Source organism: Streptomyces albidus (ex Kaewkla and Franco 2022) (assembly GCF_013870515.1).
GTDB classification, from domain to species: domain Bacteria; phylum Actinomycetota; class Actinomycetes; order Streptomycetales; family Streptomycetaceae; genus Streptomyces; species Streptomyces albidus.
The window spans coordinates 1-16404 of the sequence record NZ_JACBXA010000131.1; the positions used below are offsets into that span (position 1 = coordinate 1).

Below are 16404 nucleotides of genomic sequence, written 5' to 3' on the forward strand. Positions count from 1 at the left end.
GCCGGGCCCGCAGCGCTCGCAGGCGGCAGGCGATGCGCATGCGCACATTCCGTTGGTGACCGCCGGGCGGGCATGCGCGCGAAACGTGCACTCATGAGGTGGATGAGGCAGTGGTGGAGACCGTCAGGACCGTCACAAAGTGCAACACCTGGTCAAGAATCGGTCACCCTCCGTCCTCCTGACCGGGTCCGCGGCTGAGATCGGCGCAAACACCCTCACGACGCACTGTCGAAGACCCTTCGCACGGCCCCGGTTTCTGCCACGATTCCGATGGGGCGGGGCGCAGTCCTCGTCAGCAGCCATCGGGCACCTCAGAAGACAGTGGGAGAGTCACGGTGTATTTCGCCGCACTGCTCGCGCGCACCGAAGACGGGTGGGAAGCGAGCGACACGGAGCTCGACGATGTGGAGACCCTGGCCGACCTGGCCGATCTGGCCCGGGAGGCCGCGACCGACGACGAGCCGGTGCTCGCCTGCATCGAGCAGGAGGGCGAGTGGTTCGGCGTCGTACGGATCGAGGGCGAGGACGACCCGCGCGTCTTCGTCTCGGACGCCGCCGCTGCCATGCGCAGCTCGTACGGCGAGATCCTGCTCTCCGACGAGCTGCTCGGCCGCGAGCCGGAGAACATGGACGCGCTCGAGCAGCTCGTCGACCTCGACGGTACGGAGGACGGCGAGCCGGAATCGAAGGAGGACGCCCCCGAGGGGAGCGACCAGCCGGAGTCCCCGGACAGCGCACCCCCCGGCCCTCTTGGCGACGCGGGTGTGCTGGCCGACCTGGGCATGGAGGACAAGGTCCTGCTCTCCCTGGCGCCGCAGGACGCGCTGAGCGAGATCGCGGACGTCCTGGGCTGCACCGACGTACTGGAGGCCGTGCGGTAGCCCCCGCTGTGGCCGGTGCGGCGCAGTAGGACACTGGCCGCATGACCGACGTCTCTCCCGTGCCCGATCCCGTCCGCGATCGCTGGCGTGAGCCCATGCGCCGCGCCCTCGATGAGGCCGTACGGGCACGGGAGACCGGCGACGTACCGGTGGGCGCCGTCGTCCTCGGACCTGACGGCGCGGTGCTCGGCCTCGGGCACAACACACGTGAGGCCACGGGCGATCCGACTGCCCACGCGGAGATCGTCGCGATCCGCGCGGCGGCCGCCGGGCTCCACGACGAGTGGCGGCTGCACGGCTGCACCCTCGTGGTCACTCTCGAACCCTGCACGATGTGCGCGGGCGCGATCGTGCTCTCCCGCCTGGACCGACTCGTCTACGGGGCGCGGGACGCGAAGGCGGGTGCCGCGGGCTCGCTCTGGGACGTGGTGAGGGACCGGCGTCTCAACCACCGCCCGGAGGTGATCGCGGGCGTACTCCCCGACGAATGCGGGTCCCTGCTCACGGACTTCTTCCGCGGATCGCCCGACGCCGGCTGACCGCTCCAGGCCTCCGCCCGCTCGATACCGCACCCCCGAACGGATTTCTGCACACGGCACCCGTTGGGCTAGAGTGCCTCTCGGTAGCGTGTCCGAGCGGCCGAAGGAGCTCGCCTCGAAAGCGAGTGAGGGTGCAAGCTCTCCGTGGGTTCAAATCCCACCGCTACCGCAGATGAGACGAAGGGCCGGGCCCGGCAAGGGTCCGGCCCTTCGTCGTGTGCCGGCTCGGTCTCCGTCTCAGTGGGGGTCGCACGCGGCTCGCTCGCCAGCCGGACGGGGCCCGGCGCGTCAACCCTGGTCAGCCCACTCTGCCGTCGTCGAAGAGCTCCCAGGACCGTCCGCCGTCCTCCGAGATCCACAGCCCTTCGCCCTCGACGAGGTCGTAGTCGGGGTATTCGGAGTCGGCTACGGCCACGAGGGTCCTGCCCTCGGCCTTGACGGTGACGAACGGGACGGGCCGGTCCACCTCGTGGAACGAGCGGTTCTCCCCGTCGTCGGCGATCCAGGTGCGACCGAGCTGTTCACCGAGGACGATGCGGCCGTCGGAAAGCACGTCCAGGTAGAGGTCCGGCGAGTCGTCGATACTCCCCAGAGGCAGTTGCTCCGATTCCGGTACGGACCTCCAACTCCTGCCGCTGTCGCTGGTCACGAACAGCGAGTCGATCTGTGTCCTCCCCAGGGAGCCCCGGGGTCCCAGGCCGAGGGCCACCACAGCCGTCTCTCCCTCGGCGGCGACGAGCAATCCGCTGCACCCGGCCGGCAGGTCCTCGCTCCACTCGCGGCCCCGTTCGGACATGTGCACCTGCTCGCGCGATCCGCTTCGCCCGAATCCGTACGCGACGCCGTTCCCGACCGCGGCGACGTCCGTATCGAGGTGCTCGAGTCCGGCGAGGGGGGCTTCGGTGCGCGTGGAGGGACGGTAGATCCGGGGCTCCACGTCGCCGGCGATCAGCCTGTCGCCGGGACGAGTGACGAGGGGAGCGGCCTGCGACTTCAGTGCGCGCCTCTTCCCCGCCGTGTCGACGAAGACCGGTCCCGACTCGGTGGAGTCGCCGCTCGAGGGGAGGAGGAAGCCGTCAGGGAGACCGTGCGTCGTCGGGGGGCCGTCCTCCGCGTCGCTGTGCTCCGCGTGCTCGGCGACCTTCTTGCCTCCCGCGTCGTAGACGCGCCAAGCGTAGGCGGCGGGACCTTCGTCGTCCTCGACGTACGTCGCGTGGTACATCAGCATCAGCGCGCCGTCGTCGGCACGGTGGGCCTCGGTGGGAGCGCCCGAGATCTCCACGACGTCCTCGACGCTCGGATGGGCGTCCTCGAGCACCTCGTTGTAGCGCTTCTCGCGCTCGACGGCTTCCTGCGGCGTGGTGGGCGTCTGCCGGAACGAGGCCAGTCCCAGGGCCAGCGCCGCGACCAACCCCAAGGCCGCAGCCAGCTTCAGCAACTGCGCAAGCGTGGAATGATCTTGACGGAACATCACGGTGAGTACACCTCTACCGATGGATTGTGGGGGCCAGGCGATCCTCGCCCCTGTCCCGTCGGCTCCCGCCCCGTGTGACGCAGCTGTGACGCCCCCGGTACCCCGCCGGGTCGCGGGGGCCGCTGCGACCCCCGACCTGATCTGGCGCGTACGTCCACCGCGATCCCGACGGCACCGGCACCGGCGGACCTCGCCGCTCCGGGCTGCGCTGCTCACTTCCGTTCCGCCGGGATGTCGTTGAGCCGGCTGATCGCCGACGGTCCATAAGGTCTGGCCATGTTCCCTGCCCGGGGCCTCCGCGGCGTCGGATGTCCGCCCGGTCCAACATCCCAGGCGGGGCCGCCAACTGACGTGCCCGGTCGACCAGGAGTGCTGCCTTGCGATCCACGGAAGTCTCATCAGCGCCCGGCGACCTCGGCTGGAACCGCGAGACCGCAACGCTCGCGCTGCTGTCGTTCGCGATGCTGATCGTCTCGCTGGACCAGTACATCGTCGTGGTGGCGCTGCCTGACATCGCGCGCGACCTCGGCTACTCGGCGCAGACGCTTCAGACGGTGATCAGCGCATACGCAGTGGCCTCGGCCGGATTCCTCCTCTTCGGCGGGCGCGCAGCAGACCTGATCGGGCGGCGCAGGATCCTGGCGACAGGGCTCGCCCTCTATGCCGGGGCGGCGCTCGCCGGTGGACTCGCCACCGGGGCGGGCATACTGCTCGCCGCACGCGCATTCCAAGGACTGGGCGGAGCGTTGGTCTTCCCCACCACTCTGGCTCTCATCAACACCACGTTTCCGGAAGGGCGGGCGCGGAACCGGGCTCTGGGCATCTGGGGCGGTGCGGGCGCAGCGGGCCTCGTGATCGGCGTACTGGTCGGCGGACTGCTCACTCAGGCATTCGGCTGGGAGGCGGTCTTCCTGGTCAACGTCGCTCTGGCGGGCCCGGCGATGCTGCTCGCGTTCGTCCTGATCCCACCCGACGGTGAACGCGAGAAGGGCCGGAAGTTCGATCTGCCGGGCGCGTTGAGCGTCACTCTCGGCGTCACCTTGATCGTGTTCGCTCTGGTTCAAGGGCCCGGGCTGGGCTGGCTCTCACCGGGCATCCTGATCAGCGCTGCGGCCGGCCTGCTGCTGATCGCGGCCTTCGCGGTGATCGAGCGGCGCAGCGCCGATCCGCTGATGCCTCCTCGGCTGCTCTCGAACCGGAACCTCGTCACCGGCGTCCTCATCGCGTTCATGTTCATGGCGACGTTCGGTTCGGTGCTCTACTTCCTGTCGATCTACTTTCAGGAGATCCTCGGCTTCGACGCCCTGGAGACAGGTGTGGGCTTCCTGATCCCCACCGCGGTGGTGGTCGCAGGCTCCACGACAGCCGGCCAGTTCGTGACGCGATTCGGGCTCAGGCAGACGCTGACGGCCGCTCTCGCCATCGGGGCGGTCGGCGCCGTGCTGCTCGGCTTCGCGACCTCACCGGACGGCTCGTACGTCGAACTCGTTCCGGGGCTCGTCGCGCTCAGCCTCGGTGACGGCGTCGTCTTCACCGCCATGTTCATCGCTGCCGCGACGGGCATCGCCGACCGGCAGCAGGGCATCGCCTCCGGCGTCGCCTCCACCGGCTCCGGGATCGGCGCCGCTGTCGGCCTCGCGATTCTCGTCCTGGTGGCGACCGCGGGTCTCGGTGACCTCACGGGCGAGCGCCTACGGATCGCGACCGCGGACGGGATCCGCACCGCCCTGTTCGTCGTGGCCGGCGGCATCGCCGTCACCCTTCTCGTCGCTGTGGCGCGGTGCCCGACGCCGGCCGCACCCGAGCCGACTCCCGTACCCCGCCAGTGGCGTCGCTGCTGACCTGCCGTCACCGTGCTGACGGGCTGGGCCGCATGGCCGCCCGCTGGTGATCCAGGGGCCGGACCCGACCCCCTGTCCGGCCCCTCGTCGTGCTCCGTCTCGATCTCCGCGTGCGCCGGCGTCCGAACCGCCGGGCCGAGGAGTACTCTGAGAACGAATTCAGTCACATGTTCGATTCTTGGCACCAACGCCCCCCGCCCTGCCGGTCGTTGGTGACCGAGCGACTTCCCCACAGAAGGAGGTCTGGATGGCGCAGTTGCAGAGTCCCGCGAAGCAGCAGGATGTGACCGTCGTGGACGGCATGTTCGGCCTTGTCGACACGGTGTGTGAGGGCGGAGGAATGCCCGGCCGGATGCCGGGGAGCGGATGGGTCTCCGCGAGTCAGGGTTCGGTCTTCCTGGAGACGGCGGAGAGCACGGTGATCCATGCGCGGTTGCGTGTGGAGGTATGGGACGGACGCGCGGAGATCGATGACGAGTACTGGCGTGACCAGGCGTGCGTCTCGCTGAACCTGCCCTCGGGGCGCTTCATCATCGACGAGAGCGACGCGGGCTGGGAGAAGGGTCCTCAACTTCCGGCGCCGGGCCGATGGGAGCTGCGGATCGGCCGGCGCGAGATTCCTGACGAACTGCCGTGGGGCGCCACGCGGTCCGATCTCGTCGAGGCGTGCTTCCTCCTCCAGTTCTGGCCCGGAGACGGTGAGGACTGAGCGGAGGACGGGGTGTCCGGGCGTACGTCGGCAGCACGCCCGGCACCGATGAGTTCTCGATTCCCCGGCCGTCTGACTTGAGGAAGGCGCTCATCGGCCACCGTCCTGGAGGGGAATCATGAGGAAGATCGCAGCAGGGCTGTTCATCTCGCTGGACGGAGTCGTGGAAGCACCCGACCAGTGGCACTTCCCGTACTTCAGCGACGAGATGGGCGCCGCTGTCGACGCGACTCTCGGCTCGGCCGACACCATCCTCATCGGCCGCAAGACGTACGACAGCTTCGCGGGAGCGTGGCCGGAGCGCGAAGCGGCCGGCGGCGAGGACGCCCCCTTCGCCAAGAAGCTCGGCGACGCACGCAAGATCGTCGTCTCCCGCCAGGACCTCGAATTCACCTGGCGCAACTCCGAGCAGCTCAAGGGCGACTTCGTGGAGGCCGTCACCGCACTGAAGAACGAGCCGGGCGGAGACATCGCCATGAGCGGCTCGGTCTCCGTCGTCCGCCAGCTCCTGGACGCGGGCCTCCTCGACGAGCTGCATCTCATGGTGCATCCCATCGCGGTCCGCAAGGGCATGCGGTTGTTCGATGAGGGCGACAGCGTGCCGTTGAGGCTGATCTCGTCCGAGGCGTTCCGTACGGGCGTGCTGAACCTGGTCTACGCCCCGGCCGACTCGGTCCGGGAAGCCTCCTACGAGGACGCCAAGACCCATCTGCCCCAGGGCGAGTAGCAGTCGGCGCCGGCCCGGCCCGGGAGCTCTCCACCGGGGCGGATCCCAGCGCCACCGCAGGTGTACGGAGGGGCGGACCCGATCGAGGTCCGCCCCTCCGCCGTGCTCAGTCCTGCCCCGTCAACTGGGCTGAGGGCAGCACCGCGTCGCCCGTAAGGCCACGGCTCAGGACGCCGATTCGCGGTGCCAGCCGCCCTCCCGTACGACCTGGCGCAGGATCTTCGCCATCGCGGTGCCTACCGGGGACGGTGTCCGGTCCGCCGAGTTGGCGAGCATGATCCGTCTCGACGGGGCCTGTCCGCCGAGGTCGAGGACGCGGACGTCCTCGCGCACTCCGCTCAGGGCCAGTTGCGGCACCAGCGCGACGCCGAGCCCCGCGGCGACCATCGCCTGGGCCTCCTGGTAGTCGTGCGCCTCGAAGGCGACGGTGGGCTCGTAGCCGGCGGCCTGGCATGTCCGGAGCAGCACTCCGGCCACGGGATGGTTGTCGGCCCTGGTGATCCAGCGCTCCTGCGCGAGCTCGGCGATGCCGGCACTGGTCCGCTGGGCCAGGTGGTGGCTGTCCGAGACCACCAAGCGCGTGGGATCCAGCAGCAGTTGATGGACACTGAGGCCCGGTTCGTCGAGCCGGGACCACTCGTAGTCCCAGAGAACGGCCATCTCGATCTCGCGCGAGTGCAGCAGTTCGAGCAGCCCTGAGAGGCGGGCGCTGCGCACCGTGAGGGAGACCTCCTGGTGGTGCGCCGTGAAGCGCGTGATCGCGAAGGGCAGCAGCGAGGCACCGAAGGTGGGGAAGGTGCCCAGCCGAAGGGTCCCGGCGCGGGCGCCGCGGATGTGCTCGAGCTGCTCCCGCAGGGCCGCCAACTCGCGTTCGATGCCAGCGACGTGCTCGACGACCGCACGTCCGGCGTCGGTGAGGTCCACCCCCTTCGCATGGCGGGAGAGGACCCGCAGGCCCAGCTCGCCCTCCAGCTTGCGGATCTGCTGCGAGACCGCGGAGGGCGTGTAGGCCAGCTGCTCGGCGGCGGCCGTCATCGAGCCGTACCGCGCGACCGCGGCCAGCAGCATCGACCGTCCTATGTCGACATGCACGCGCGGGACTGTAGCAAGACTTAAGCCCGCGTGGAGATATGAGAGATGGAGTTTACGTCGCACATGTAGGAGGGTGTCGTCCACTTGGCGACAGATTGCATGCAACTTGCATGGCAGCGTGGGAGGCGGGCGAACGATGCAGGTACCGGCGGTGCTGATGCGGGGCGGGACCAGCCGGGGACTGTATTTCCACGAGACCGATCTGCCTGCCGACCCGGATCTGCGGGACCGGTTCATCCTCGCCGCGTACGGCAGCCCCGACCCCTACCGCCGCCAGGTCGACGGCATCGGCGGGGCCACCTCCTCGACCAGCAAGGTCGCGATCATCGCCGACGGCAGGCACCTCGGCGTCGACGTGACGTACGAGTTCGGGCAGGTGTCGATCGACCAGCCGCTGGTGGACCGTACTGGCAACTGCGGCAACATGTCCGCCGCGGTCGGCCCCTTCGCGGTCGACGAGGGGCTGGTGCCGGCGACGGATCCCGTCACGCAGGTGCGGTTCCTCAACCTGAACACCGGCAAGGTCGTGACCGCCCACGTGCCCACGCGCGACGGCCGTTTCGACCCGACGGGAGACTTCGCCGTCGCCGGAGTCCCGGGAACCGGCGCCAGCATCCGGCTCGACTATCTGCACCCCGGCGGTGCGGTCACCGGGTCGCTGCTGCCCACAGGACGGACGGTCGACCAGGTGATGGTTCCCGGGCTGGGCGCTGTCGAGATGTCCATCGTCGACGCGGCCAACCCGCTGCTGTTCGTCCGGTGGGAGTCCCTCGGCCTCACCGGCAGGGAACTGCCCGACGAGATCGACGCGGACGCCGCGCTGCTGGCCCGCCTCGAACTCGTACGGGCCTCCGCGGGCGTGCACATCGGGACCGCTCCCACGCACGAGAAGGCGACGGCGCTGACGCCCTCGGTGCCCAAGCTCGCGCTGGTGGGCCCTCCCCGCGCGTACCCGCTGACGGACGGCAGCGTGCAGTCCGACGCGGACCAGACGCTGCGGGCGTCGATGATGTCGATGGGCCGGCTCCACCGCTCGTACGCGCTCACCGGCGCCATATGCACCGCCGTCGCCGCAGCACTGCCCGGCACCCTCGTCTCCGAGGCCGCCCGGGAATCCCAGGAGAACGCGCCGGACGGCGAGATCCGCATCGGTCATCCGTCGGGCGTGCTGCCGATGGCCGCCCGGGTCGAGCGGAACGGCGACGGATGGGAGGTCCCCGTCGTCTCCGGCTACCGCACAGCACGACGCCTGATGGCAGGCGAGGTCACCGTGCCCGATCCGAATCTCGCCGCACAGGTGTAGCGCCTTCGACGAGGACAAGCGCAGCATCCCCGGTGGATGGTCAGCCACCGGTCGTCATACACACGTCACCGTTCAAGGAGGACCGGCGATGAGCCGCAAACCGATCTCCCGAATACCCGTGGCCGTGGCGGTGATCGCGGCCGGACTCGGAATGGCGGCCTGCGGCAACCCCCAGGGCGTCGGCGACGACGGCAAGAGCGACGCGGGCGCGAAGATCCCGTCACGCGTCGACATGGTCATCCCCTACGACGAGGGCGGCGGCACCGACACCTGGGCCCGCTTCCTCGCCCCGTACCTGAAGGACCACGTCGAGTCGGGGCCGACGTTCCTGCCGGAGAACAAGCCGGGCGGCGAGAGCATCACCGGGTCCAACGAGTTCGTGCGCTCGGGCGGAACCGACGGCAAGGAGGTCCTGGTCACCTCCGGAACCACCTACTACCAGGCCCTGCTGAAGCGTCCCGAGGTGGAGTTCGACTTCTCCAAGATGCGGCCGCTGATCATGAACGGCTCGGGCGGCGTCATCTACACCTCGCCGAAGACGGGGATCAAGAACGCCGACGACCTGGCGAAGTCCAAGAAGAAGCTGACCTACGGCGGCATCAGCGCCACCGGTCTCGACCTGACGATGCTCCAGGCGATGGACGTGCTGAAGAAGCCCGTCGACGCCACATTCGGCTTCGAGGGACGCGAGACGGCGCTGCTGGCCTACCAGCGCGGCGAGGTCAACATCGACTACCAGACCACTTCCGCGTACAAGACCCAGGTGGAACCCCTCGTCGAGAAGGACAAGGCCGTTCCGCTGATGTCCTTCGGCGTGCTCAAGGACGGAAAGGTCGTCCGCGACCCGAACGTGCCCGACCTGCCGACGGTCGAGGAGTTCTACAGGAAGATGTACGGCAAGGAGCCCTCGGGCCGCGCCTACGACTCCTACAAGTCCTTCCTCGTCCCGGGCTGCACGTACCAGAAGGGCCTGTGGGCCAACGAGGACACCCCTGACTCGATCGTGAAGGCCTACTGGGCCTCGGTCGACAAGCTCAAGAAGGACAAGAAGTTCGCCAAGAAGAGCGGCGAAGTCCTGGGCGGCTACCCCCTCTACTCCGGCGAGAACGCGGAGAAGCAGATCCAGAAGGCGTTCGAGATCGACCCGGACGCCCGGAAGTACGCCCTCGACATGCTCAAGCGCGAGTACGGCGAAAGCCTCGGCGGAACCTGACCGGTCGGCTCGGGGGCGCGCCCAGGCGGTGGCGCCCCCACGCCTCGGCAACCCCGAAGTAGCACCCCCGAAAGGTCTGATCGATGTTGGACGCCGCGTTCAGCGCACTGGGCAATCTCTTCGCCCTGTCGAATTTGGTCTTCCTGCTGCTGGGCGTCGGCTCCGGCCTCGTCATCGGCATGATCCCCGGTCTCGGCGGGACGGGTGCGGTGGCCATGCTGCTGCCGTTCGTCTTCTCGCTCGAGCCGACGCAGGCGCTGGCGCTGATCATCGGCGCCGTCGCCGTGGTGCACACCTCCGACACGATCGCCTCCGTGCTGCTGGGCATCCCCGGATCCGCCTCCGCCAGCGTGCTGATGCTCGACGGGCATCAGATGGCGAAGAAGGGTCAGGGCGCACGGGCGCTCTCGATCGCGTTCCTGTCCTCGATGGCGGGCGGGCTGCTCGGAGCGCTCGGGCTGACGCTGTCGATACCCGTGGCACGGCCGCTGGTTCTCAGCTTCGGGGCACCTGAGCTGTTCATGCTGACGCTGCTCGGCGTATCGCTCACCGCGGTGCTCTCGCGGGGCAACATGCTCAAAGGGCTGCTCGCTGGAGCGTTCGGCCTCCTGCTCGGAGGCATCGGCGCGGCACCGGCGGCGGCCGACTACCGGTTCACCTTCGGCTCGTTGTTCCTCTCCGAGGGCCTGGACCTGGTGGCCGTGGCACTGGGCATCTTCGGGATAGCCGAGATCGTCACGCTGGTCGGGACCCGCTCCAGCGTCGCCACCGGCTCGGGGCTCGGCAGCGGATGGCGCACCGGGCTACGGGACGTGGTGGAGCACTGGCGCCACGTCCTGCGCGGCGCCCTCGTCGGCATGTGGGCCGGAGTGCTGCCGGGGCTCGGGGCCACGGCGGGCACTTGGATGGCGTACGGGCAGGCGCGGGCGACCACCCGCAAGGAGTCCAAGAAGACCTTCGGCAAGGGAGACCCCCGGGGGATCATCGCACCGGAGAGCGCCAACAACTCCGTCGAGGCCGGCGACCTCATCCCCACGCTGCTGTTCGGAATCCCGGGCGGTGCTCCCGCCGCGCTGCTGCTTGGCGCGCTCCTCGCCTTCAACATCGAGCCCGGGCCGCGCATCATCACGCACGACCTGGACATCGTCTACACGATCATCTGGTCGTTCGCGCTGGCCAGCATCCTGGGGGCGGCTGCCTGCTTCGTGCTGAGCCGTCCGCTGGCGAAGCTGAGCTTCGTGCGGTTCCCCGTGCTGGCGGGCGGGCTCATCGTCGTGCTGTTCACGGCCGGCTTCCAGGACTCGGAGCAGATCGCGCTGCTTCAGGTCATGCTGCTCCTGGGCGCCATCGGCTGGGTCATGAAGGCCTGCGGCATCCCGCGGGCACCGTTCCTGATCGGCTTCGTGCTGAGCCTGCCGATGGAGCGCTACTACTTCCTCACGGCGAACCTCTACAAGTTCGACCAGTGGATCGTCCGCCCGTGGGTTCTGATCCTGCTCGCCGTGCTCGTCGTACCGACTGTCTTCTCGCTGGTGAAGAAGTTCCGCTCCCGTCGCGACCCCGAGGCGTCGGACATCGCCGACGAGGAGGAGGGCGAGGGGCCGGAGCCGCCGCGGATCTGGAGCATCGTGGTTCCGTCGGTGTTCCTGGTCGTCTTCGTCGCCGCGTTCGTGATCTCCCGCGGGTACAGCAGCCAGGCCAGGCTCGTACCCGGGCTGGTGACGGTCGTCGGAGCGGCGATGGCCCTCTGCGCACTGGTGGTCGGCATCCGTGCGCGGCGCCGGGCGGAGCCGCAGGAGACGTCGACACGCGAGGCGTGGGCCGTCGAGTGGCGTGCGGTGCTGCGGTCGTTCGCCTGGCTGGCCGGGTTCGTCGCGCTCACCTACGTCCTCGGCGTGCTTCTCGCGGCGCTCGTGTTCCTGCCGCTGTTCCTGCGACGCGTGGCAGAGATGCGCTGGCTGGGCATCGCTGTATACACGGTGTGCACGGTCGGTGCGCTGGCCGCCCTGGCGACGTTCGCGGACATCGCCCTGCCCATCGGCTACCTCACTCCGGTCGGCCTGCTGTGAGCATGCCGGCAGGCGTCTTCCCCCGCGCGGCGGTCGGCCTGCTGGCAGGGGCCGCCGGAGGACTGCTGCTGACGTGGCTGCGGGTCCCGGCCGGGACCCTGGTCGGTGCCGTCCTGGGCAGTGCGGCAGCCGGAAACGCAGTGAACGCACAGCCGCATCCGCTCCAACGCCGGGTACGCACAGCGGGGTTGGTGCTGATCGGCTGCGTGTCGGCAGCACGGCTGGACGGGGAGAGCCTCAAGACGCTGGGGCTGGTCGCGCTTCCGGTACTGACCGGCGTTGTGCTGCTGCTCGCCCTCAACGCGGCACTGGCTCGCTGGCTGATGAAACGTCATCAACTCGACCCTGTGACGGCTGTTCTGGCCTGCGCGCCGGGCGGGCTCAGCGAGCTCTCCGTACTCGCCGTCGACGAGGGCGCGGACGTCGGGACCGTCACCGTCATCCACCTTCTCCGCGTGCTGTTGGTCGTCCTGGTGGCGCTGCCGGGGCTTGTCCTCCTCCTGAGCAGGCTGCCGTGACGGGTGCCGGTGCCGCCCCTGGTCTGGTGATGCTTCTGGGGCTGGCCTGCGCGGGGGCCGCCCTGGGCCGCTTGCTGCGTCTGCCGATGTGGCCGATCACCGGATCGATCCTGGGGGCCGCGACGGCTCCGCTGCTGGGGCTCGGCGGCGTCGCACCGCCCGGCTGGTGGTCGACCGCCGGTCAGCTCCTGGTCGGTGCGGGCGTGGGCTCCATGGTGGGGCGGAACTTCTTCGCCTCCGTACGGCGCGTGAGTCTGCCCGGAACCGTCGTCGTCCTCGCGATCATCACCGTGGGAGCCGGAATCGGCGTGACGCTCGCCGTCACCGGAGTGCTCACCCCCACGACGGCTCTGCTGGGGTCCGTCCCCGGGGGAGTCGGGGAGATGGTCGCGGCGACGGCAGGGCTGGGCGGGGACAGCGGGCTCGTCGCCGGGATGCACCTGATCAGGCTGGTCGTCGTGCTGTCGGCACTGCCGTGGCTGCTGCGCTGGGCCCGTCTCCGGCAGGGGGAGGGGGAATGATCGCGTCAGCTTCCCAGCAGTACGGCGAGCCGGATCTCGCGGGCACGGCGCATGTGCGCCCTGGCCTCCTGTTCGGCGGCCTCACCGTTGCGTTCCTTGACGGCACGGGCGACCGCCTCGTGCTCGGCCAGGACCTCCTCGGGACGGCCCGGGTGCACCAGGGTCGTCGCCGGAAGGCGTCGTACGGCGTGCTCGACCTGGTTGAGGAACCTCTCCAGATACGGGTTGGCCGCACCCGTCCGCAGCGCCCGGTGCCAGGTGAGGTTCAGCTTGGACAGCTCACTCACGGCCTCGCGCTCGGCGGCTTCCCTCATCGCGGCGTTGATCTCGTCGAGCTCCTCGACCAGACCCTCCGGGCAGCGGACGGCCGCCAGCCGGGCGGCGAGTCCTTCGAGGTCCTCGCGGATGACGTAGAGAGCGAGCACGTCCTCAAGGGACAGGGCGGCGACCATCGCACCGTGGTGGGCGGTCTTGACCACGAGACCTTCGTCGGCGAGGCGCTTCAGGGCCTCGCGGATCGGAGTCCGGCTCACCTTGAAGGCGGTCGCCAGCTCGCTCTCACGCAGCCAGGTGGAGGGGGAGAGGACTCCGTCGAGGATGGCTTCGCGCATCGCCCCGGTGACGTCGTCGGTCGTACGACCGCGAACTGCCCCGTCCTGCAGGTAGGCGCGAAGGCGCTCCACCGACTCACCTGACGGGTTGTTGATGCCGCTGGTCGAAAGTGCTCTGTCCTCCTGCACGGGGTGCACCGTACGGGAGTGGTCAGATCGTCCGCAAGTTGAGTACAATCCCGAATCGATTGCATGCAATGTGAATGCGAGGAGTGCGCATGGCTGGCCGGCGAGTCGTCGTTGTGGGAGCGGGAAACGCGGCGCTGTGCGCGGCGTTGGCCGCGAGGGAGCAGGGCGCGGAGGTCCTGGTCCTGGAGAGGGCGCCGAAGAAGCTGCGGGGTGGCAACACCGCGTTCACAGCGGGCGCCATGCGGGTCGTATACAAGGGCGTCGAGGACCTGAAGAAGCTCATGCCCGACCTCACCCCGGAGGAGATCGACAACACCGACTTCGGGGCGTACCCGGCCGAGGCGTACCTCGACGACCTCGCTCGCGTCACCGAGTACCGCACCGATCCGGAGCTGGCCTCCACCCTGGTTGACGAGAGCCTGCCCACCCTGCTGTGGATGGCGGAGAAGGGCGTCCGCTTCGTGCCGATCTACGGGCGGCAGGCCTTCAAGGTGGAGGGCCGCTTCACCTTCTGGGGCGGCCTGACCGTTGAGGCGTCGGGCGGCGGAATGGGGCTGGTGGAGGCGCTGACCCGTGCCGCCGAACGGGCCGGTATACAGATCGAATACGGGGCGCGCGTACTCGATCTCCTACAGGACGACGACGGCGTCCAGGGGGTCAGGCTTCGCCAGGACGGGCGGACCCGCGAGGAACGTGCCGACGCGGTCGTGCTCGCCAGCGGAGGCTTCCAGTCCAGCTCCGAGATGCGGGCGCGCTATCTGGGCCCGGGATGGGACCTCGCCAAGGTCCGGGGAACGATGTACAACACCGGCGACGGCCTTCAGATGGCCCTGCGCGCCGGAGCGAGCCCCGCTGGCAACTGGTCCGGCTGCCACGCCGTCGGCTGGGACCGCAACGCCCCCGAGTTCGGGGATCTCGCCGTCGGCGACCACTTCCAGAAGCACAGCTACCCCTGGGGGATCATGGTCAACGCCCACGGCCGGCGGTTCGTCGACGAGGGCGCCGACTTCCGCAACTACACATACGCCAAGTACGGGCGGGTGATCCTCGAGCAGCCGGGCCAGTTCGCCTGGCAGGTCTTCGACCAGAAGGTCACCCATCTCCTCCGTGACGAGTACCGGATCCGGCAGATCACCAAGGTCACCGCACCGACCCTGGAGAAGCTGGCCGAGAAGATGGACGGGGTCGACCCCGCCGGCTTCCTCGCGGAGATCGACGCCTACAACGCCGCCGTCGACACGGACACGCCCTTCAACCCGAACGTCCGGGACGGGCGCGGAACGAAGGGCCTGGCCGTCGGCAAGACCAACTGGGCCAACACCGTGGACGAGGGACCTTTCGAGGCGTACGCGGTGACCTGCGGCATCACCTTCACCTTCGGCGGCGTCCGCATCGCTCCGGAGAGCGCGCAGGTCATCGACACCGACATGAACCCGATCCCCGGCCTCTTCGCCGCCGGTGAACTCGTCGGCGGAGTCTTCTACTTCAACTACCCGGGCGGCACCGGCCTGACGAACGGGTCGGTGTTCGGGCGGATAGCCGGCGCCTCGGCGGGACGGGCCCGGTGAGCCCCGCACCGCCGGAGCCGGCCTCCGGAACGCCGTCACCGCCGGACGTGCTGGACCTCGTGGTGATCCCCGGCGACGGCATCGGGCCCGAACTGGTGGACAGCGCACTGCAGGTGCTGGAGCGGGTGGCCGCCCTGGACGGCTTCACGTACGAGCTCACCACGGTCGACGCCGGTGCCGGCGCATACCGGAGCGCCGGACGCGCCCTGCCCGAGGACGCGCTCGAACGTCTCCGTGCCGCCGACGGCGTACTCAAGGGCCCTGTCGGCCTCCCCGAGGTGCGCCACCCGGACGGCACCGAAGCCGGGCTGCTCGGCGGGCTCCTCCGGCTGGGGCTGGACACCTTCGCCAACGTCCGTCCCATGCGGCTGCTCCCCGGCGTCACCGGCGCGACCAGGCACGGCCCGGGCGAGATCGACTACGTGGTGGTCCGGGAGAACACGGAGGGGCTGTACCTGTCACGAGGGGCCGGCGCCGCCACTCCGCACGCCGCCGCGGACCAGCTCATGGTCACCCGCGTCGGCACGGAGCGTGTCGTCCGGTACGCCTTCGATCTGGCCCGCAAGCGCTCGGGCGCCGCCGCCGACGGCGTCCGGCGGGTCACGTGCGTGGACAAGAGCAACGTGCTGCGGAGCTACGCGCTCTTCCGCCGGGTGTTCGACGAGGTGGCCGAGGCCTATCCCGACGTCGAGACGGAACACCTCTACGCCGACGCCGCGGCGCACGACCTCGTCGCGCGCCCGCAGTGCTTCGACGTGCTGGTGATGGAGAACTTCCTCGGCGACGTGCTGAGCGACCTCGGCGCCGCCACCGTGGGAGGGCTCGGCATGTGCGGCTCGCTGAACGTCGGCGCGGACGCGGCCTACGCCGAGCCCGTGCACGGCAGCGCCCCGGACATCGCGGGGCAGGGCCTGGCCAACCCGCTCTCGCAGATCCTGAGCCTCGCACTGCTGCTGGACCACGCGTCCAGGCCCTCGGCGGGCGACCGCGTCAGACGGGCCGTCGAGTCCGCGCTCTCCGGCGGAGGCATCGAGCTGAGCGACCGCGGGCGCCCCGTACGCGGCACCGGATCGGTCACGGCAGCCGTGTGCGAGGCCCTGAGCACGTGACCGGACGCGGCGGAAGCGTACGGCTCCCAACTCGCCCGGTACCTGGACGGGTTTGCGGTCGCCCCGTGGACTCGCGCCCCGTACGGCAGCCTCCGCAACC

The 16404-nt window shown here is 69.8% G+C and carries 15 protein-coding genes and 1 tRNA gene; 13 read left to right on the top strand and 3 right to left on the bottom strand.

Annotated elements, in window-relative coordinates:
• Positions 1 to 335 precede the first annotated feature (335 nt).
• The 3 genes from H5J26_RS18920 to H5J26_RS18930 all read left to right on the top strand — a co-directional run bounded on the left by H5J26_RS18920 (position 336) and on the right by H5J26_RS18930 (position 1589).
• On the top strand, positions 336 to 881 hold the full coding sequence (locus H5J26_RS18920; RefSeq protein WP_181767082.1) for a hypothetical protein: 546 nt from the start codon (positions 336 to 338) through the stop codon (positions 879 to 881).
• Positions 882 to 922: 41 nt separating this feature from the next.
• Positions 923 to 1420: a tRNA adenosine(34) deaminase TadA gene (tadA, locus tag H5J26_RS18925; RefSeq protein WP_181767083.1), complete on the top strand. Its 498-nt coding sequence runs from the start codon at positions 923 to 925 to the stop codon at positions 1418 to 1420.
• 82 nt (positions 1421 to 1502) lie between these two features.
• Positions 1503 to 1589, top strand: a tRNA-Ser gene (locus tag H5J26_RS18930).
• Between the two features lie 129 nt (positions 1590 to 1718).
• On the opposite strand, the gene H5J26_RS18935 is transcribed toward H5J26_RS18930, so the two are convergent.
• Positions 1719 to 2891 carry a hypothetical protein gene (locus H5J26_RS18935; RefSeq protein ID WP_181767084.1) on the bottom strand — a complete coding sequence of 391 codons (1173 nt, stop codon included), beginning with the start codon at positions 2889 to 2891 and terminating at the stop codon, positions 1719 to 1721.
• Between the two features lie 380 nt (positions 2892 to 3271).
• On the opposite strand from H5J26_RS18935, the gene H5J26_RS18940 reads away from it, so the two are divergent.
• The 3 genes from H5J26_RS18940 to H5J26_RS18950 all read left to right on the top strand — a co-directional run bounded on the left by H5J26_RS18940 (position 3272) and on the right by H5J26_RS18950 (position 6171).
• Entirely contained in the window at positions 3272 to 4735 is a 1464-nt protein-coding gene (locus H5J26_RS18940; protein ID WP_235980820.1) for an MFS transporter, read from the top strand.
• Between the two features lie 247 nt (positions 4736 to 4982).
• Positions 4983 to 5444, top strand: coding sequence for a hypothetical protein (locus H5J26_RS18945; RefSeq protein WP_181767085.1), 462 nt, complete (start codon positions 4983 to 4985; stop codon positions 5442 to 5444).
• A 118-nt stretch (positions 5445 to 5562) separates the two neighbouring features.
• Entirely contained in the window at positions 5563 to 6171 is a 609-nt protein-coding gene (locus tag H5J26_RS18950) for a dihydrofolate reductase family protein (protein WP_181767086.1), read from the top strand.
• A 165-nt stretch (positions 6172 to 6336) separates the two neighbouring features.
• Here H5J26_RS18950 and H5J26_RS18955 read toward each other — a convergent pair whose 3' ends face one another.
• Entirely contained in the window at positions 6337 to 7263 is a 927-nt protein-coding gene (locus tag H5J26_RS18955) for a LysR family transcriptional regulator (protein ID WP_309237973.1), read from the bottom strand.
• A 136-nt stretch (positions 7264 to 7399) separates the two neighbouring features.
• On the opposite strand from H5J26_RS18955, the gene H5J26_RS18960 reads away from it, so the two are divergent.
• The 5 genes from H5J26_RS18960 to H5J26_RS32025 all read left to right on the top strand — a co-directional run bounded on the left by H5J26_RS18960 (position 7400) and on the right by H5J26_RS32025 (position 12887).
• Complete coding sequence (locus H5J26_RS18960) at positions 7400 to 8566, top strand: 2-methylaconitate cis-trans isomerase PrpF family protein (protein ID WP_181767087.1); 1167 nt, start codon at positions 7400 to 7402, stop codon at positions 8564 to 8566.
• Between the two features lie 88 nt (positions 8567 to 8654).
• The gene (locus H5J26_RS18965; RefSeq protein ID WP_181767088.1) at positions 8655 to 9779 is read left to right on the top strand and encodes a hypothetical protein; all 1125 of its coding nucleotides are present in this window, start codon (positions 8655 to 8657) and stop codon (positions 9777 to 9779) included.
• Between the two features lie 83 nt (positions 9780 to 9862).
• A complete protein-coding gene (locus H5J26_RS18970; protein ID WP_181767089.1) occupies positions 9863 to 11848 on the top strand; it encodes a tripartite tricarboxylate transporter permease in 1986 nt (661 codons plus the stop codon).
• Between the two features lie 2 nt (positions 11849 to 11850).
• On the top strand, positions 11851 to 12366 hold the full coding sequence (locus tag H5J26_RS32020; RefSeq protein ID WP_181767090.1) for an AbrB family transcriptional regulator: 516 nt from the start codon (positions 11851 to 11853) through the stop codon (positions 12364 to 12366).
• Positions 12363 to 12887, top strand: a complete 525-nt coding sequence (locus tag H5J26_RS32025; protein ID WP_181767091.1) for an AbrB family transcriptional regulator — start codon at positions 12363 to 12365, stop codon at positions 12885 to 12887. Before H5J26_RS32020 ends, H5J26_RS32025 begins: the two co-directional genes overlap by 4 nt.
• A 5-nt stretch (positions 12888 to 12892) precedes the next feature.
• Here H5J26_RS32025 and H5J26_RS18985 read toward each other — a convergent pair whose 3' ends face one another.
• Positions 12893 to 13627: a GntR family transcriptional regulator gene (locus tag H5J26_RS18985; protein ID WP_210771508.1), complete on the bottom strand. Its 735-nt coding sequence runs from the start codon at positions 13625 to 13627 to the stop codon at positions 12893 to 12895.
• Positions 13628 to 13716: 89 nt separating this feature from the next.
• On the opposite strand from H5J26_RS18985, the gene tcuA reads away from it, so the two are divergent.
• Both tcuA and H5J26_RS18995 read left to right on the top strand, forming a co-directional pair.
• Complete coding sequence (tcuA, locus tag H5J26_RS18990; protein WP_181767092.1) at positions 13717 to 15195, top strand: FAD-dependent tricarballylate dehydrogenase TcuA; 1479 nt, start codon at positions 13717 to 13719, stop codon at positions 15193 to 15195.
• The gene (locus tag H5J26_RS18995; RefSeq protein WP_210771509.1) at positions 15192 to 16304 is read left to right on the top strand and encodes an isocitrate/isopropylmalate dehydrogenase family protein; all 1113 of its coding nucleotides are present in this window, start codon (positions 15192 to 15194) and stop codon (positions 16302 to 16304) included. Before tcuA ends, H5J26_RS18995 begins: the two co-directional genes overlap by 4 nt.
• The last annotated feature ends 100 nt before the right edge of the window (positions 16305 to 16404 follow it).